We start from the raw sequence: 15,731 nt of genomic DNA, 5'->3' as shown, positions 1-15,731 counted from the left end.
GCCGCCGGTGAAGGGGCTTTTACGGATACCGCCCAACACCCGCAACCCCTTTTTTAGAAAAACGTCATGCAAGACGCCAAAAACATGAATTCATACATTATTACATAGACTTAGATAGAGCATTTTCCGCCACAAACACCCGGCACAGCCCCCTTCCCCAACGGCAAAGACAGCTGCCCGAGTCGTCCTCGAAGCCGCTTCGACCGGCTACCCACAGACCTATCCACAGATTGCTCCAGAATCCCGGTCCGAACGCCGGGCGTCGCGGCCGAGTCACCCCTCCCGTAACGCCGACGGCCCCGACTCGTCCGAGTCGGGGCCGCCCTTGCGGGTGGCGAAACACGTCAGCCGCGCGCCGGCACGCGCCGGTGCAGCGCCGGCAGCCGCAGCGCCACCAAGACCGCCGTCACCCCGAGATAGAGCAGCGGCTCGACCTGGAAGCCCTTCGCCAGCATCACGAAGTGCAGCCCGCCGAGCAGCGCCGCCGCGTAGACCAGCCGGTGCAGCTGGCGCCAGCGCTTGCCCAGTCGCCGGATCGCGCCGTTGGTCGAGGTCAGCGCCAGCGGCAGCAGCAGCAGGAAGCCCGCCATGCCCACGGTGATATAGGGGCGCTTAACGATATCGGCCCAGATCCGCGCGGGATCCTGAATGTCGAGCACCAACCAGACCAGCAGATGCAGCGCCACGTAGAAGAAGGCCATCAGGCCCACCGCGCGGCGGAACTTCAGCAGGTTCACCCCGGCAAAGCGGCGCAAGGGCGTGATACAGAGACCCGCGATCAGCAGTTGCAGCGCCAGCTCGCCCAGCTCGTGCTCGAGCGCCTTGATCGGCTCGACCCCGAGGCCGCCGGTGGCGCCACTATAGAAGAGCCACGGCGCGGGCAGCGCCAGCAGCAGGTAGACGAGCCAGCCCGGCACCCGCCGTGCCCCCTTGTTGATCCGGTCCACCAGCATGGTGCGGCCACTCCTTTCCATTGTCTTTAACTTACCCGAATTCCGCACCACTCGGTCCACATTCCCCTGCGATCCCGGACGCGGATCAATTGAGGATCGACCACATGATTGATGACACGCTTTTGCTTACCGTTTGCGGCATCGGGGCCTCCTTGCTGCTGACCATCGCCTTCGGGATCTGGAAGAGATCCAAGGGCAAGACCTCGATCTTTGCCCAGGATGACACGCTCGAGGATGTCGGGCTCTCGGTGCTGTCCGCCGCCTTCCCCTCGCGAGCGACGACCGAGGATTTCCGCACCGTTCTGCGCCCGCCCTGGGGGCTGCGCATCGGCGGGCCGATCCTCGCGGCGCTGATGCTTGTCTATGTCGACCTCACGCCGCTGACGGAGTCGCTGGGCTGGGCGCTGCCCGAGGGCGCGCTGCTCTTCAAGCTGGGGATCGGGGCAGTGCTGGCCTACTCGACCATCATGCTGCTCTTCGTGCAGCGCGTCGCCTATGACCGGCGCGAGATCCGCAGCTACGGCATGGACCCGCGCGCTCAGATCAGACAGCTCTCGGGCCTGACCGGGATCGAGATGCACCCGAACCGGCCGGCGCTGGTGCTGAGCTTTGCCGATCAGCCGCATCTCTACATCCCCAAATACCTGAGCGACCGTGAGACCTTCATCACCGAGATGCGGGCCATCGCCGCGCAGAACGCCCTTGCCGCGCCCGATCATCACCAGAGCCTGCGCTACCGCATGGGGCTCTGAGCCGGGTCCCGAACCTCAGAAGTTCTTGGCGAGGTCCATGCCTTCGTAAAGCGCCGCCACCTCTTCCTCGTAGCCGTTGAACATCAGCGTCGGCTTGCGGGGCGAGAACAGCCCGCCGCCGATCTCGCGCTCGGTGTCCTGACTCCAGCGCGGGTGGCTCACCTTGGGGTTCACGTTGGAATAGAACCCGTATTCGCGCGCGTTGGCCTTGTTCCACGAGGTCGGCGGCTCGCTGTCGGTCAGGGTGATGCGCACCACCGACTTGATCGACTTGAAGCCGTATTTCCACGGCACCACCAGCCGCAGCGGCGCGCCGTTCTGTTTCGGGATGTCGCGACCGTAGATGCCGGTGGCCATGATGGTGAGCGGGTGCATCGCCTCGTCGAGCCGCAGCCCCTCGACATAGGGCCAGTCGAGCACCTTGTAGGCGGTGCCGGGCATCTCGTCGGGGTGCAGCACGGTCTCGAAGGCGACGTATTTCGCCCCGGATTGCACGCCGGCAAGGTTTAGCAGGTCGGCCAGTTCGAAGCCGTTCCACGGCACCACCATCGACCAGGCCTCGACGCAGCGGAAGCGGTAGATGCGCTCCTCGATGGTCATCTGGGACATGATGTCCTCGAAGGCGTAGTCGCCGGGCTTGTCGACCAAGCCGTCGATCCGCACCGTCCAGGGCGCGATGGTCAGCTGGTCGGCATGGCGGGCGGGATCGTCCTTGCCGGTGCCGAACTCGTAGTAGTTGTTGTAACTGGTGATGTCCTCCCAGTCGTTGGGCTCGAGGTCCCCGGTCGCCGCGCGCGCAGTGCCGGCGAGGCCGGCCAGACCGAGCCCGGCGGCCCCCGCCATAAGCTGGCGGCGGTTGAGCCAGACGTGCTCGGGGGTGACGTCGGATGCGGTCAGCGGACTCTTGTAGCGGCCGGCCATGGGGAACCTCCTGTGCTTGCTTTCCGAAAAGGTAAGCGAGCCATGCACGTCTGCCAAAGCAAAGCGTCTCACGTTCACGTTCGAGCGCTGAAACATTGGCCCGGCGCAATCCCCCTGCCGCGCGATGAACCTTTTCCGCGCGCCCGAGCACTTACCCGGCACAACACCGCGGCCAGAGCGCATCCGGCGCCCGCAACCGCGCTCCGTCATCTCCCACCGGCCCGGATCGTGGCCGCTCATGAAAGGAAGCCCCAATGCCGAAGACCGTTGGCCTTTTGACCTATCCGACCACCATCGCCGGGATCGAACGCGATACCGAACTGGTGCGCGCCTTCTCCGCCTATCTGCGCGGCAACAAGGAATACGACGCCTATTTCAAATACGTGACCGCCGACGCCCGCCCGTCGGTGCGCTACGACATGTTCTTCAGCACCAAGGCCAGCCACCGGATCAAGATGTCTCCGAAGATGGAGCAGATGGCCCACTACGCCTACGGCATGGAGGAGTGGGACAACGCGGACTACAAGAAGGTCATCGACTTCATGATGCAGCATTGCCGCAAGACGCTCGAGGCCAAGGCCGTGCCCGGCTTCTTCGGCAGCAAGACCTTTGCCGATTTCCATTGCTGGCGCATGACCGGCTATGAAAACCCCAACAAGGCCGCGACCGAGGCCGCGAAGAGGCTGAACCTCAAGACCAAGAAGCATGTCGACGTGGTGAAGCAGATCTTCACCGAGGCGCTGTTCGGGCGCGAAGCCAAGATCGCCCGCCTCAACGCAGAGCTCGAAGAGACCAAGGCGAAAGGGGCCAAGGGCAAGGGCAAGCGCAACGTCTATGCCGAGATGAAAGCCGGCAGGATGATCCGGGGCTGAGCCCAGCGCCCTGCCGCTCTCCCCGGCAGGGCAACCCAGGCCGCCCCGGGATCAGCTCCCGGTCTGGGCCGGCGCGGTTTCGGCCTGGTAGCTCGGCCGGATCTTGTTGAACGGGATCGAGCTGCCATCGGCCTGCACGATGCGCACGTGCCGCCGCCGCATCTGGCGCGGCTCCGAGACACCCACCGAGTGCGCGATGGTCTCGACCTCCTTGATCACTCCCTTGGCGTAGTTGGCGACCTTCTTGTACTTGTTCTCAACCACCAGCCCCTGCTGCAGGCGCGGGTCGTGGGTGGTGATGCCCGTCGGGCAGGTGTTGCGGTTGCACTTCAGCGCCTGGATGCAGCCGAGCGAGAACATGAAACCGCGCGCCGAGGTGACGAAATCCGCGCCGAGGCAGATCGCCCAGGCGACATCGGCGGGGTTCACCAGTTTGCCGCTGGCGATGATGCGGATGCGGTCCTTCAGCCCATAGCGGTCGCGCAGGTCGACGATGCGCGGCAGCGCCTCGCGGATCGGCATGCCGACAAGGTCAATGAGCGGCATCGGTGCCGCACCGGTGCCGCCCTCGCCGCCGTCGATGCAGATGAAATCCGGCGCGCTTTCGCTGCCGCGTTCATTGATCAGCTTGAAGAGGTCCTCCCAGGCGTCCGACGAGCCGATCACCGTCTTGAAACCCACCGGCTTGCCCGAGACCTCGCGGATGTGGCCGATCATGTCGAGCAGATCGTCGAAATCGTCGATCTCCGGGTGGCGGTTGGGCGAGATCCCCGCCTGCCCGACCTTCAGCCCGCGGATCGCCGCGACCTCCTCGTTGACCTTCTCGCCCGGAAGGATGCCGCCCTTGCCGGGCTTGGCGCCCTGCGCCAGCTTCAACTCGAACATCTTGACCTGCGGATTGGCGGCCACGGCGCGCAGCTTGTCGTCGTCGATGCGGCCCTGCTCGTCGCGCAGGCCGAACTTGGCGGTGCCGATCTGGAACACCAGATCGCAGGGTGCCGCCTCGTGATAGGGCGAGAGCCCCCCCTCGCCGGTGTTGAGCCAGATCCCCGCCTCGAAGGCGCCCTTGCTCAGCGCCTCGACCGCCGGCTTCGAGATCGCGCCATAGCTCATGCCCGAGATGTTGTAGATCGACTTGGCGAGGTAGGGCACCCGGGCGTGCGGACCGATCACCATCGGGTCGGTCGAGGCGAACTGGTCGTCGAGCGGCGGGAACACCGCGTTGACGAAGATCGGCGTGCCGGGGATGTTGAGATTGCGGGTCGAACCGAAGGCGACGGTGTTATCCTTGCCCTTCGTGGCGTGATAGACCCAGTCGCGCTGCGCGCGGTTGAAGGGCATCTCCTCGCGGTCCATGGCAAAGAAATACTGACGGAAGAACTCGCCCAGCTTGGTGAACAGCCCTCGGAAGCGCCCGATCACCGGGTAGTTGCGGCGGATCGCGTCGTTCGACTGCACCGAGTCGATGACATAGAGCGCCAGCGCCACGAAGACGCCGATCCCGATGACCGCGACAAAGACCAGTGCCAGAACCTGAAGCGCATACATTGCCGCACCCATGGTCACATCCTCACGTATTCATTGATTTGCATGATAGCCCTCCCCCACTTAACGTGCGAGTCCTGACCACACAGTGACAACGCTTGCCGGCAACGGCAACCGTAAGGGAGGAGAGAGACCATGAAATGGATTGCCGCGCTCGTTTTGAGCACCGCGCCGGCGCTGGCTGCCGATGTCGTTTCCTATGACACCGACCAGAGCTTCGACGACGTGACCTTCGGCCTCGAGAACGCGATCATCGATGCGGGGCTGGTGGTCGACCATGTCAGCCACGTGGGCGAGATGCTCGAGCGCACCCGCGCCGATGTCGGCTCGGACGTGGTGCTTTACGACCAGGCGGATGTTTACAGCTTCTGCTCGGCGCAGCTGTCGCGGCAGGTGATGGAGGCTGACCCGATGAACATTCGCTTCTGTCCCTACGACATTTTCGTCATGGTGCGCCATGATGCGCCCGAAACCACCACCATCGGCTTCCGCGCCTTTCCCGAGGGCGAGATGCAGGTGATCCACGATCTGCTCGACGGGCTGGCACGGGCGGCGATCGGGATGGAGTGAGGTGCTAGGCGCTCGCAGAGTCTCGCCAGACTCGGAGCAAAGCGCCGCGTCATTGAGAGCGCGAGAGTGGGCGGCCCTAGCGGCCACCAAGTCGACTGGTCGAAGGCGCCGCGCCATCGCCGGCCCGCGGGGTGGCGATCCAACACCTTGAGCCTCTCGATTTATCCCAGCCAAGTCCGAAGGACCTCGCGACGCATCCCCCAGCCCAACCAAATCGCCAGCCCGGGGGGGCGGGTCATGCCGGAGGCATGCTTTCAGCATGACGATGGCGCGGCGCCCTTCGGGCTTGATTCCGCGCGGGGCAACGCTCAACCCCCAGAAACCCGAACGTCCCGACTTCGACGAACCACCAAAGGCCCAACGAAAAAGGCCCGCCAAACGGCGGGCCTTTCCCATTCTCACACGTGGATCAGTGCACCACGGCATCGTCCGGACGCGGCCGGCTCGAAGCGCCGACGCGCTCGCCGATCAGCAACCCGTCGCTGCCGGCGGTCACCGGCACCAGATCGCCGTCGTGGATCTCGCCGCCGAGGATCATCTCGGCCAGCGGATCCTGCAGCGCGCGCTGGATCACCCGCTTGAGCGGGCGCGCCCCGAAGACCGGATCGTAGCCTTCCTCGGCCATCCACTTCTTGGCGCCCTCGTCGAGCTGCAGCGTGATCTTCCGGTTGGCCAGCCGCTTGAGCAGCCGCGCCATCTGGATATCCACGATGCCGTCCATGTCCTCGCGCTTGAGCCGGTCGAAGATGATCGTCTCGTCGAGCCGGTTGAGGAACTCGGGTCGGAAATGCGCCCGCACCGCGTCCATCACGTCGCGCTTGGCCTGCGCGCTGTCGGCCCCCTCGGGCAGTTGCGACAGCGCCTGCGAGCCGAGGTTCGAGGTCAGCACGATCAGCGTCTGCTTGAAGTCCACGGTGCGGCCCTGACCGTCGGTCAGCACGCCGTCATCGAGCACCTGCAGCAGCACGTTGAACACGTCGGGATGCGCTTTCTCGACCTCGTCGAACAGCACCACCTGATAGGGGCGCCGGCGCACGGCCTCTGTCAGCACACCGCCCTCGTCATAGCCGACATAGCCCGGAGGCGCGCCGATCAGACGGGCCACGGCGTGCTTCTCCATGAACTCCGACATATCGATCCGCACCATGGCGTTGTCGTCGTCGAACAGGAACTCGGCCACCGCCTTGGTGAGCTCGGTCTTGCCGACGCCGGTCGGCCCGAGGAACAGGAACGAGCCAAGCGGACGGTTCTCGTCATTGAGCCCGGCCCGGGCCCGGCGCACCGCATTGGCGACCGCGCGCACCGCCTGGTTCTGGCCGACGACCCGCTTGTGCAGCCCGTCTTCCATGCGCAGCAGCTTCTCGCGCTCGCCCTCGAGCATCTTCGAGGTCGGGATGCCGGTCCAGCGCTCCACCACTTCGGCGATCTGCTCGGGGCGCACGGCCTCTTCGACCATGACGTCGCCCTCGGCTTCCTCGGCCTCGGAGAGCTTCTTCTCCAGTTCCGGGATGCGGCCATATTGCAGCTCGCCCGCCTTTGCGAAGTTGCCCTCGCGCTTAGCGATCTCAAGATCGGCGCGCAGCCGGTCGAGCTGCTCCTTGACGTCGCGGGCCGAGGCCAGCTTGTCCCGCTCGGCCTGCCATTGCGCCGTCATCTCGGCGGAGCGCTCCTCGAGATCGGCGAGCTCACGCTCGAGCGTCTCGAGCCGGTCCTTGGAGGCGGCATCGTCCTCGAGCTTGAGCGCCTCGACCTCGATCTGCATCTGCAGGATGTTGCGGTCGAGCTGGTCGAGCTCTTCGGGCTTGCTGTCCACTTCCATGCGCAGCCGCGAGGCGGCCTCGTCCATCAGGTCGATGGCCTTGTCGGGCAGGAAGCGGTCGGTGATGTAGCGATGCGACAGCGTCGCCGCCGCCACCAGCGCCGAGTCCGAGATCCGCACGCCGTGGTGCAGCTCGTACTTCTCCTTGATGCCGCGCAGGATCGAGATCGTGTCCTCGACGGTCGGCTCCTGCACCATCACCGGCTGGAAGCGCCGGGCCAGCGCCGGATCCTTCTCGACATGCTTGCGATACTCGTCGAGCGTGGTCGCGCCGACGCAGTGCAGCTCGCCGCGCGCCAGCGCCGGCTTGAGCAGGTTCGAGGCGTCCATCGCGCCATCGGCTTTGCCCGCGCCCACCAGCGTGTGCATCTCGTCGATGAACAGGATGATCTCGCCGGCGGCGCTCTCGATCTCCTTCAGGATCGCCTTCAGACGCTCCTCGAACTCACCGCGATATTTCGCACCGGCGATCAGCGCGCCCATGTCGAGCGCCATCAGCCGCTTGTTGCGCAGGCTCTCGGGCACGTCGCCATTGACGATGCGCAGCGCGAGACCCTCGGCGATGGCGGTCTTGCCGACGCCCGGCTCGCCGATCAGCACCGGGTTGTTCTTGGTGCGGCGCGACAGCACCTGCATCGAGCGACGGATCTCGTCATCGCGGCCGATGATCGGGTCGATCTTGCCCTGTTCGGCGGCCTCGGTGAGATCGCGGGCGTATTTCTTCAGCGCATCATAGCCCTCTTCGGCATTGGCGCTGTCCGCGGTGCGGCCCTTGCGGATGTCGTTGATCGCCTCGTTGAGCTTCTGCGGCGTCACGCCACCGGCCTCCAGCGCCTCCTTGGCGCCGGATTTCTCGATGCCCAGCGCCATCAGGATGCGCTCGACCGGGACAAAGCTGTCGCCGGCCTTCTTGGCGATCTTCTCGGCCTCGTCGAGCACCTTGCCGGTGGCCGGGTCGAGATAGACCTGGCCGGCATCGCCGCCGACTTTCGGGATCTTCGCGAATTTCTGCTCGAGCGTCTCGACCACGCGGGCCGGCTCGCCGCCGGCGCGGGTGATGAGATTGGACGCGAGCCCCTGCTCGTCATCCATCAGCGCTTTCAGCAGATGCTCGGGCGCGAGCCGCTGGTGGCTTTCGCGCATGGCAATGGTCTGTGCGGCCTGAATGAACCCACGCGACCGCTCCGTGAACTTCTCCAAGTTCATGGTGTCTCTCCTTCCAATAAGCGCCCGTTGGGATTTCGCCGCGCCCGGCTGGGCGGCACGCGGCAGGATCGGGCCTCGATTAGAAAATGGTCGCAGGGCGCCGGGGCTTCAAGATCCGTGATCACAAAAATGAGGCTGCAACGGAATCGTCATCTTTTGCTGCGAGGGGTCTCCGGTGATCGGAGGCTGAAACCATGCATGTGCAGACTATCTCGTTCGACGGGTTCGACGGGCCGGAACCCGAAGGGCTGAAACGGGGCGCCGTGTCGCTGATCGCGGCGAATGGCCGGATCGAGGTGGCGCTGATCGCGCCGCCCCGCGTCTCGCCGTGGAAACGCGCGCTCGAACGGCGGCTGCTGCGCCGCGCGGTGGCTTTGGTGCTGCGTCTGCCCGAGTATCGCGACGGCCGCGAAGAGCTGTGGTTCGATGCCGAGACGGTCGCGCGGATGCGCCTCGGCGCAGGCGCCGACTGAGGCGCGGTCGGCGGCTCTTTTCAGGGAAACCGCCGTCCGGGCCCGAGCGGCGGCCTTGACGCAGGGCCAAGCGCGCCGCAAGAGGGGCCGACCCGGAAAATGGAGGCCCCCATGTCTGATCACCGCGCCGATGACCGCCTGATCGTCGCCCTCGACGTGCCCAACGCGCTGCAGGCGCTGCAACTGACCGACCGCATCGGCGATGCGGTGTCGTTCTACAAGATCGGCCTCGGCATGCTGACCGGCGGCGGGCTGGCGCTGGCCAACGAGCTCAAGCAGGAGCACGGAAAGCGCATCTTCCTCGACATGAAGCTGTTCGACATCGGCCAGACGGTCGAGAACGCAGTACGCGGGCTGGCGCAGTTCGATCTCGATTTTCTCACCGTGCACGGCGATCCCCACGTGGTGCGCGCCGCCAAGGAAGGTGCGTCGGGCAAGGAGACCAAGATCCTCGCCGTCACCATCCTGACCTCGCTCGACCGTGGCGATCTCGATGATGGCATGATGCGCGCGGGCGACATCGCCGAGATGGTGGTCGAACGCGCGGCCCGCGCCTTCGAGGCCGGGGCCGATGGCGTCATCGCCTCGCCCAACGAGGCCGCCGCGATCCGCGCCCTGCCGCAGGCCGAGGGCCGGCTGATCGTCACCCCAGGCGTGCGCCCCGCAGGCGCCGCCGACGACGACCAGAAGCGCATCGCCACGCCGGCCAACGCGATCTCGGCCGGGGCCGATCACATCGTCGTCGGCCGTCCGGTCTGGCGCGCCGACAGCCCGCGCGACGCGGCGCTCGCAATCCAGCACGAGCTGTCCGCGCTCTGAGAAACAGGCGCGCGCCCGACCCGGCGCGCGTCAGTCCTCGTTGATGTCGCGATCCCAGAGCTTGATCTGGCCCTTGCGCACGCCGACCACCTGCCGCAGCACCAGCCACGCGATCAGCGAGACCACCGCGAAGATCAGCAGGAGCCACACCCAGGCCAGCGCGTACCCCGCCAGCAGCCAGACGCCGACCACCGCGGCGCCGATGGCGAAGCCCAGAAAGATGAAGCCCGGCGCCAGCACCTCGAGCACGAGGAGCAGCACCGCCGCCGCCATCCAGACCCACCAGAGATAGATCATGTGCCGCGGCCCTTCAGCAGGCTGAAGGCATCGCGGAACACGTCGACCGCATCCGCCGGCAGCACGATGGTCTGCTTGCCCTCGCCCTGCCCCAGCGCGGTCAGCGCCTCGACCTGCTTCAGCGCCACCTGATACTGCGCCGCCGACAGCCCGTGCTCGGCGATCGCCTGCGCCACCACCTGCGTGGCATAGGCCTCGGCCTCGGCGGCGATACGGCGCGCCTTGGCGACCTGCTCGGCGGCGTAAAGCTCGGCATCCGCCGACAGCTCGACGGCGCGCTTCTTGCCCTCGGCCTCGGTGACCTGCGCCCGGCGCGCGCGCTCGGCGTTGAGCTGCTGCAGCATCGCGTCGCGGGTGGCCTGGTCGAGGTTCACGTCGAGGATCTCGGCCCGGGTCACTTCGATGCCCCAGTTGTCGACCGCGTCCTCGACATTGCCCTTGATCGTCGAGATCAGCGCGGCGCGGTTCGATTGCACCTCGTCGAGCTCCATCTTGCCGATCTCGGCCCGAACGATGCCTGCCACCGTCGTCGCGATGGCGGCATCAACGTCGCGGATACGGTAGACGGTCTTTTCCGGCTCGAGGATGCGGTAGAAGACCGAAGTCTCGACCTGCACAAGAACGTTATCCGCCGTGATGGCGTCCTGGCTCGCGTTGGGCAGCTGGCGCTCAAGGATCGACACCTTGTGGCGCACCCGGTCGAGGAACGGCACGATGAAGTTGATGCCCGGTCCGAGCACCGCGCGCAGGCGCCCGAAGCGCTCGACCACGTGCTTTTCCGACTGCGGCACGATGCGTACACCCAGCAGAACGCACAGGATGATGAAGCCCGCAAGCAGCAGCACCACGAGGTTGCCGCCAAGCAGGAAATCGAGAAAAAAATCTTCCACGGTCATGGTTCCGACCTCACAAAATGCATCGCCACTATGGCGCGCAACCGGTGGAGGCGAAAGCCCTTTCGGGAACCGCGACCGGGGGATCGCGTTTCATTGCCGTACCAGGCAGGAGACACTCCGATGACACAGAGCCAAGCTCAGATCGGCAATCTGACCTACAATGCCGCTGACGAATGCTATCAGGCGCTCGTGACCTTCCACACCGACGAAGGCCGCATTCGCGTGGCCAGTTCCTTCAGCGCGCCGCTGGATGCCGCCCCCGAGGAGATCGAGCGCGGCCTTCTTTCGGACGCGCTCACCTGGCAAGACCAGCCCGACCGGCTGCGCGCCCGGCTGAAGCCGCGCCTGTCCGAGCGCCCGCGCCCCGCACCCGAGCCGAAGACCCCGCTGCATGGCGCCGTGGACTGGCTGCGCCGGATCGGCGGCCGCGCCGCCTGAGGCCTATCAGGCGCGCGCGCCGATTTCGCTGAGGTAGTCCCCCAGAAGAGCACGGAAATGCGGGATACCGTCCTCGCGGGCAACGTATTCTTCCGGCGGCATCATCCACCAGCCATGCCCCTCGTCGCCGAACCGCACTTCCGAGACCAACTCGCCCGGCAAATGCGCCGCGAAGAACCAGCTTGCCCCGTGCTGGCGTGACCAGACGATCTGGTCCCGGGCGACCGTCAGCCCGACCTCTTCGAAGGTCTCGCGCAGGGCGCAGTCTTCGGGGCTCTCTTCGCCCTCGCGCCCGCCGCCCGGAAAATCGAGATAGCCCGGCCACGGGATCTCGGGCTTTTCATCGCGCCGGATCACGAGCAGGTCCTCGCCGAGGAACAGCATCAGTTTCGCACCTTTAAAGCTCACGCGATGGCCCCCGCGCTGGTTACATCCTATATTCCCCAGATAACCACTCGGCTGCGAATGACCACCCATGCCCGCGCTTTGTCGTGATTGCCTCACCGAATTCGAGGACGGCCCCCGCTGCCCCGCCTGCGGGCGGCCGAGGATCGTGCGCCACGACGAGCTACGCAGCCTGTCCATCGCCCACATGGATTGCGATGCCTTCTATGCCAGCGTCGAGAAGCGCGAGAATCCCGAGCTCGCCGACAAGCCGGTGATCATCGGTGGCGGCAAGCGCGGCGTGGTCTCGACCGCCTGCTACGTGGCGCGCATTCGCGGCGTGCGCTCGGCCATGCCGATGTTCAAGGCGCTCGAGCTTTGCCCCGATGCAGTGGTGCTGAAGCCGCGCATGGCGCTTTATGCCGAGGTCTCTCGGCAGATCCGCGGCTTCATGGAAGAGCTGACCCCGGCGATCGAGCCGCTGTCGCTCGACGAGGCGTTTCTCGACCTGACCGGCACCGAACGGCTGCACGGCGCGCCGCCGGCGGTGATGCTGGCGCGGCTGGTGAAGCGGATGAAAGACGAGCTGGGGGTCACCGGCTCGGTCGGGCTCAGCCACAACAAGTTCCTAGCCAAGATCGCCTCGGACCTCGACAAGCCGCACGGCTTCTCGGTGATCGGCAAGGCCGAGACGCAGGATTTCCTGCGGCCACGGCCGGTAAGGATGATCTGGGGCGTCGGGCAGGCCGGGCAGGACGCGCTGGAGCGCTCGGGCATCCGCACCTTCGAGGACCTGCTGCGCTGGGACCGCGAGGGGCTGATGGTGCGCTTCGGCAGCATGGGCGAGCGGCTCTGGCACCTGGCGCGCGGCGAGGATCATCGCCGGGTCACCAGAAATGCGCCGGTGAAGTCGATCTCGAACGAGACAACATTTCACGAGAACACCAAAGATCCCGACATCCTCGACGGCCATCTCTGGCGCATGAGCGAGAAGGTCGCCGACCGCGCCAAGGCCAAGGGGCTGGCGGGGCGTGTGGTGGTGCTCAAGGTGAAGCGCGCCGATTTCAAGCTGATCACCCGCCGCCACGCGCTTGGCGATGCGACGCAGATGGCCGACCGCATCTACCGCACCGCGCGGGCCATGTTCGACCAGCTGGGCGGCGGCGTGTCCTACCGGCTTCTGGGCACGGGGATCTCGGAGCTTGTTCCGGCGGATCAGGCCGACCGGCTGGGCGACCTGCTCGATCCGCAGGCCGAGAAACGGGCCGGGGCCGAGCGCGCGACGGATGCGATCCGCGCGCGCTTCGGCAACGAGGCCATCGTCAAGGGGCGCTCGCTGCGCTGAGCAAATGCATTGAACCGATGCTCTGGTGCACCTGACGGACCAGCCCGGGCACGGCGCATTGAACCGTGCCGAGTGCGGTGCATCGGCGGCGGGGCAGACGCGGGAGGGCTCAGGCGCCGCGGCGCATCAGCTCGTCTTCCTCGTCCTGGGCATCGTAGCCGAGCGCTTCGAGCCCGGCCTCGAGGTGATCGGCCAGATGCGGCGTGCCGATCAGGTAATTGGCGGTCGGCGTGGTGGCCTCGGCCATCGCCGTGGCATAGGCCTCGCCCCACTCGTCGGCATCAAAAGCATCGCGACCGATCCACATGACCGCGACCAGCGCGGCCTGTTCTTCCTCGGTCATCTGCTCGATCACGCCGCGCAGCTCGCCTTCGCCACGATCCATCTCGCGGGCCAGCAGGATGACATGGGCGACTTTCCTGACACTGATCTCTTCCATCTTCCCTGTCTCCTTTCTCTGGCTAGAGAGACTGGGGCAAAGCCCCGCCCCCGTCCTTGATCCTGCGCAAGCTTACGAGAGGCGCGCGCATCTGGCAAAGACTGTCGAGAGGCAGATAAGCAATAATATTGCCCGAGGGAAGAGAGCCCGCTCAGGAGTTGCGGGGCATCGGCACGATCTTTTCGTCGCGCCCGTCCTCAAAATCGAAATTGTCGAGCCGCCGCGCCCGCTGGCCGGCCTTGTCGGCGCTGATGCGGATCTCGGCCACGTCGCGCGCCGCCTGCGAGAAATGCCGGTCGAGATTCTCGACCCGGCTGCCGAGCCGCTCGACATCGGCATTGAGCAGCGCCAGCTCGCGCCGGATCGCTCCGGCCTGCTCGCGCATGCGGGCATCCTTGAGGACCGCGCGCAGGGTGTTGAGCGTTGCCATGCAGGTGGTCGGCGAGACGATCCAGACCCGCAGGTTGAAGCCCTCGCGCACCACCTCGGGGAAATGCGCGTGCAGCTCGGCATAGACCGCCTCGGAGGGCAGGAACATCAGCGCAGAATCCGCCGTCTCGCCCTCGAGAATGTAGCGCCCGGCGATGTCGCGCAGGTGCTTGCGCACCGCGAGGCGGAAGGCCTGCGCGGCGCGGGTGCGGCTGTCGCCCTTCTCGGCGCGCTGCAGCTGCTCGTAGGATTCGAGCGGGAACTTGGCGTCGATGACGATCGGGCCCGGAGGCTCGGGCATGTGGATCAGGCAATCGGCGCGGCGGCCGTTCGAGAGCGTGGCCTGCAGCGTGTAACTGTCGGCGGGCAGCGCCTTCGAGACGATGTCGTTGAGCTGGATCTCGCCAAAGGCGCCGCGGGTCTGCTTGTTCGACAGGATGTCCTGCAGCGACAGCACGTCGCCCGAGAGCCGGGTGATGTTTTCCTGCGCCCGGTCGATGACCTTGAGCCGCTCCTGCAGCTCGCCGAGGCTGTGGGCGGTGCGCCGGGCGGTGCCGTGCAGGCTTTCCGACATGTGGCCCTGCACCTCCGCGAGCCGGCGCTCGACCAGCTCGAGCATGGCGGTCTGGCTCTGCAGCTGCGCCTCGGTGACGTGGTGCAGCCCGCCGGCGAGCCGCTCCTGCCCCTCGCCCAGCGCCTGCACCCGGTGGCCGAGCTGCGCCAGCGGATGCGCCAGCCGCGCGGCGCGGTTGGCGGCGCGGATCATGGTGACCATGACCAGCAGCAGTAGGCCCAAGCCCACGGCGGCCCAGAGGCGCGGATCCTCGAGCATCAGGGTCAGCGGATCGCTCATGTGCGCCCGAAGAGCCGCTCGATATCCGAGAGCTTCAGCTCGACATAGGTCGGGCGGCCGTGGTTGCACTGGCCGGAATGCGGCGTCGCCTCCATCTCGCGCAGCAGCGCGTTCATCTCCTCGGCGCGCATCCGGCGGCCCGAACGGATCGAGCCGTGGCAGGCGACGCGGCTGAGGATGGCCTCGATCTTCTCCTGCACCAGCTGGCTGGAGCCGAAATCGGCGATCTCGTCGAGAATGTCGGTGAGCAGCGCTTTGGCGTTGACCTCGCCGAGGATCGCCGGGGTCTCGCGCACCGCGACGGCGCTGCCGCCGAAGGCCTCGATGGTGAGACCCATGCGCGACAGGTCGTCGGCGATGGACAGCAGCCGCGAGAGATCGTCGGCGGAGAGCTCGACGATCTCGGGGATCAGCAGCGCTTGCGCCGCGACGCCGCGCTCGGCCATCTGGTGCTTGAGCTTCTCATAGACCAGCCGCTCATGGGCGGCGTGCTGGTCGACGATGACGATGCCATCGCCGGTCTGGGCGATGATGTAATTCTCGTGCACCTGCCCGCGCGCGGCGCCGAGCGGCAGCGTCTCGTCGGCCCCTTGCGGGCCCTCCTCGACCGGATCGACCCGCCCCGAAAAGCTGCCGGCGAACTCGGCGAAGCCGGTCTCGGCGGGGCGCGGCGCGGGCGCTGCGTAGGGCTGGTAGGGCTCGACGGGCGTCATCGGCGCC

General features: G+C 66.5%; 17 protein-coding genes. 7 read left to right on the top strand and 10 right to left on the bottom strand.

Translation table 11 applies throughout. The features are described from left to right. Positions 1-344: 344 nt before the first annotated feature. Complete coding sequence (msrQ, locus tag AC6RA4_RS14335) at positions 345-953, bottom strand: protein-methionine-sulfoxide reductase heme-binding subunit MsrQ (protein ID WP_500161386.1); 609 nt, start codon at positions 951-953, stop codon at positions 345-347. Positions 954-1,057: 104 nt separating this feature from the next. Here msrQ and AC6RA4_RS14330 point away from each other — a divergent pair, with 104 nt between their 5' ends. Then, complete coding sequence (locus AC6RA4_RS14330) at positions 1,058-1,705, top strand: hypothetical protein (RefSeq protein ID WP_500161384.1); 648 nt, start codon at positions 1,058-1,060, stop codon at positions 1,703-1,705. Positions 1,706-1,720: 15 nt separating this feature from the next. Here AC6RA4_RS14330 and msrP read toward each other — a convergent pair whose 3' ends face one another. Next, positions 1,721-2,626 carry a protein-methionine-sulfoxide reductase catalytic subunit MsrP gene (gene msrP, locus AC6RA4_RS14325; protein ID WP_500161383.1) on the bottom strand — a complete coding sequence of 302 codons (906 nt, stop codon included), beginning with the start codon at positions 2,624-2,626 and terminating at the stop codon, positions 1,721-1,723. 254 nt (positions 2,627-2,880) lie between these two features. On the opposite strand from msrP, the gene AC6RA4_RS14320 reads away from it, so the two are divergent. Further along, complete coding sequence (locus AC6RA4_RS14320; protein ID WP_500161381.1) at positions 2,881-3,498, top strand: hypothetical protein; 618 nt, start codon at positions 2,881-2,883, stop codon at positions 3,496-3,498. A 51-nt stretch (positions 3,499-3,549) separates the two neighbouring features. Here the strand turns inward: AC6RA4_RS14320 and AC6RA4_RS14315 are convergent, their stop codons facing one another. Beyond that, positions 3,550-5,058: an FMN-binding glutamate synthase family protein gene (locus AC6RA4_RS14315; RefSeq protein ID WP_500161380.1), complete on the bottom strand. Its 1,509-nt coding sequence runs from the start codon at positions 5,056-5,058 to the stop codon at positions 3,550-3,552. Positions 5,059-5,178: 120 nt separating this feature from the next. Here AC6RA4_RS14315 and AC6RA4_RS14310 point away from each other — a divergent pair, with 120 nt between their 5' ends. Beyond that, complete coding sequence (locus AC6RA4_RS14310) at positions 5,179-5,613, top strand: DUF302 domain-containing protein (protein WP_500161378.1); 435 nt, start codon at positions 5,179-5,181, stop codon at positions 5,611-5,613. 409 nt (positions 5,614-6,022) lie between these two features. Here the strand turns inward: AC6RA4_RS14310 and clpB are convergent, their stop codons facing one another. After that, positions 6,023-8,638, bottom strand: coding sequence for an ATP-dependent chaperone ClpB (clpB, locus tag AC6RA4_RS14305; protein WP_500161376.1), 2,616 nt, complete (start codon positions 8,636-8,638; stop codon positions 6,023-6,025). A 194-nt stretch (positions 8,639-8,832) separates the two neighbouring features. On the opposite strand from clpB, the gene AC6RA4_RS14300 reads away from it, so the two are divergent. Together AC6RA4_RS14300 and pyrF are read left to right on the top strand one after the other, a co-directional pair. After that, entirely contained in the window at positions 8,833-9,111 is a 279-nt protein-coding gene (locus tag AC6RA4_RS14300) for a hypothetical protein (protein WP_500161375.1), read from the top strand. 111 nt (positions 9,112-9,222) lie between these two features. After that, on the top strand, positions 9,223-9,930 hold the full coding sequence (gene pyrF / locus AC6RA4_RS14295) for an orotidine-5'-phosphate decarboxylase (protein ID WP_500161373.1): 708 nt from the start codon (positions 9,223-9,225) through the stop codon (positions 9,928-9,930). A gap of 30 nt (positions 9,931-9,960) precedes the next feature. Here the strand turns inward: pyrF and AC6RA4_RS14290 are convergent, their stop codons facing one another. Together AC6RA4_RS14290 and AC6RA4_RS14285 are read right to left on the bottom strand one after the other, a co-directional pair. Continuing rightward, positions 9,961-10,227 carry an NfeD family protein gene (locus AC6RA4_RS14290; protein ID WP_500161371.1) on the bottom strand — a complete coding sequence of 89 codons (267 nt, stop codon included), beginning with the start codon at positions 10,225-10,227 and terminating at the stop codon, positions 9,961-9,963. Then, positions 10,224-11,123, bottom strand: a complete 900-nt coding sequence (locus tag AC6RA4_RS14285) for an SPFH domain-containing protein (RefSeq protein ID WP_500161369.1) — start codon at positions 11,121-11,123, stop codon at positions 10,224-10,226. Before AC6RA4_RS14285 ends, AC6RA4_RS14290 begins: the two co-directional genes overlap by 4 nt. A gap of 120 nt (positions 11,124-11,243) precedes the next feature. On the opposite strand from AC6RA4_RS14285, the gene AC6RA4_RS14280 reads away from it, so the two are divergent. Further along, on the top strand, positions 11,244-11,561 hold the full coding sequence (locus AC6RA4_RS14280) for a hypothetical protein (RefSeq protein ID WP_500161367.1): 318 nt from the start codon (positions 11,244-11,246) through the stop codon (positions 11,559-11,561). Between the two features lie 6 nt (positions 11,562-11,567). Here AC6RA4_RS14280 and AC6RA4_RS14275 read toward each other — a convergent pair whose 3' ends face one another. Further along, entirely contained in the window at positions 11,568-11,969 is a 402-nt protein-coding gene (locus tag AC6RA4_RS14275; RefSeq protein ID WP_500161366.1) for an NUDIX hydrolase, read from the bottom strand. 67 nt (positions 11,970-12,036) lie between these two features. On the opposite strand from AC6RA4_RS14275, the gene AC6RA4_RS14270 reads away from it, so the two are divergent. Further along, positions 12,037-13,290 carry a DNA polymerase IV gene (locus AC6RA4_RS14270; protein ID WP_500161364.1) on the top strand — a complete coding sequence of 418 codons (1,254 nt, stop codon included), beginning with the start codon at positions 12,037-12,039 and terminating at the stop codon, positions 13,288-13,290. A gap of 109 nt (positions 13,291-13,399) precedes the next feature. Here the strand turns inward: AC6RA4_RS14270 and AC6RA4_RS14265 are convergent, their stop codons facing one another. From AC6RA4_RS14265 to AC6RA4_RS14255, 3 genes are all read right to left on the bottom strand, one after another. After that, positions 13,400-13,729: a DUF3775 domain-containing protein gene (locus tag AC6RA4_RS14265; RefSeq protein ID WP_222603425.1), complete on the bottom strand. Its 330-nt coding sequence runs from the start codon at positions 13,727-13,729 to the stop codon at positions 13,400-13,402. 151 nt (positions 13,730-13,880) lie between these two features. Beyond that, on the bottom strand, positions 13,881-15,011 hold the full coding sequence (locus tag AC6RA4_RS14260) for a DNA recombination protein RmuC (RefSeq protein ID WP_500161362.1): 1,131 nt from the start codon (positions 15,009-15,011) through the stop codon (positions 13,881-13,883). Beyond that, a partial coding sequence (locus AC6RA4_RS14255; RefSeq protein ID WP_500161361.1) for a DNA mismatch repair MutL family protein occupies positions 15,008-15,731 on the bottom strand: 724 nt, incomplete at its 5' end. The genes AC6RA4_RS14260 and AC6RA4_RS14255, both read right to left, overlap by 4 nt.

It is taken from the genome of Salipiger sp., assembly GCF_059781815.1.
Note: the sequence above shows the minus strand (reverse complement) of the source record. Positions and strands in the feature narration are given on the sequence as shown.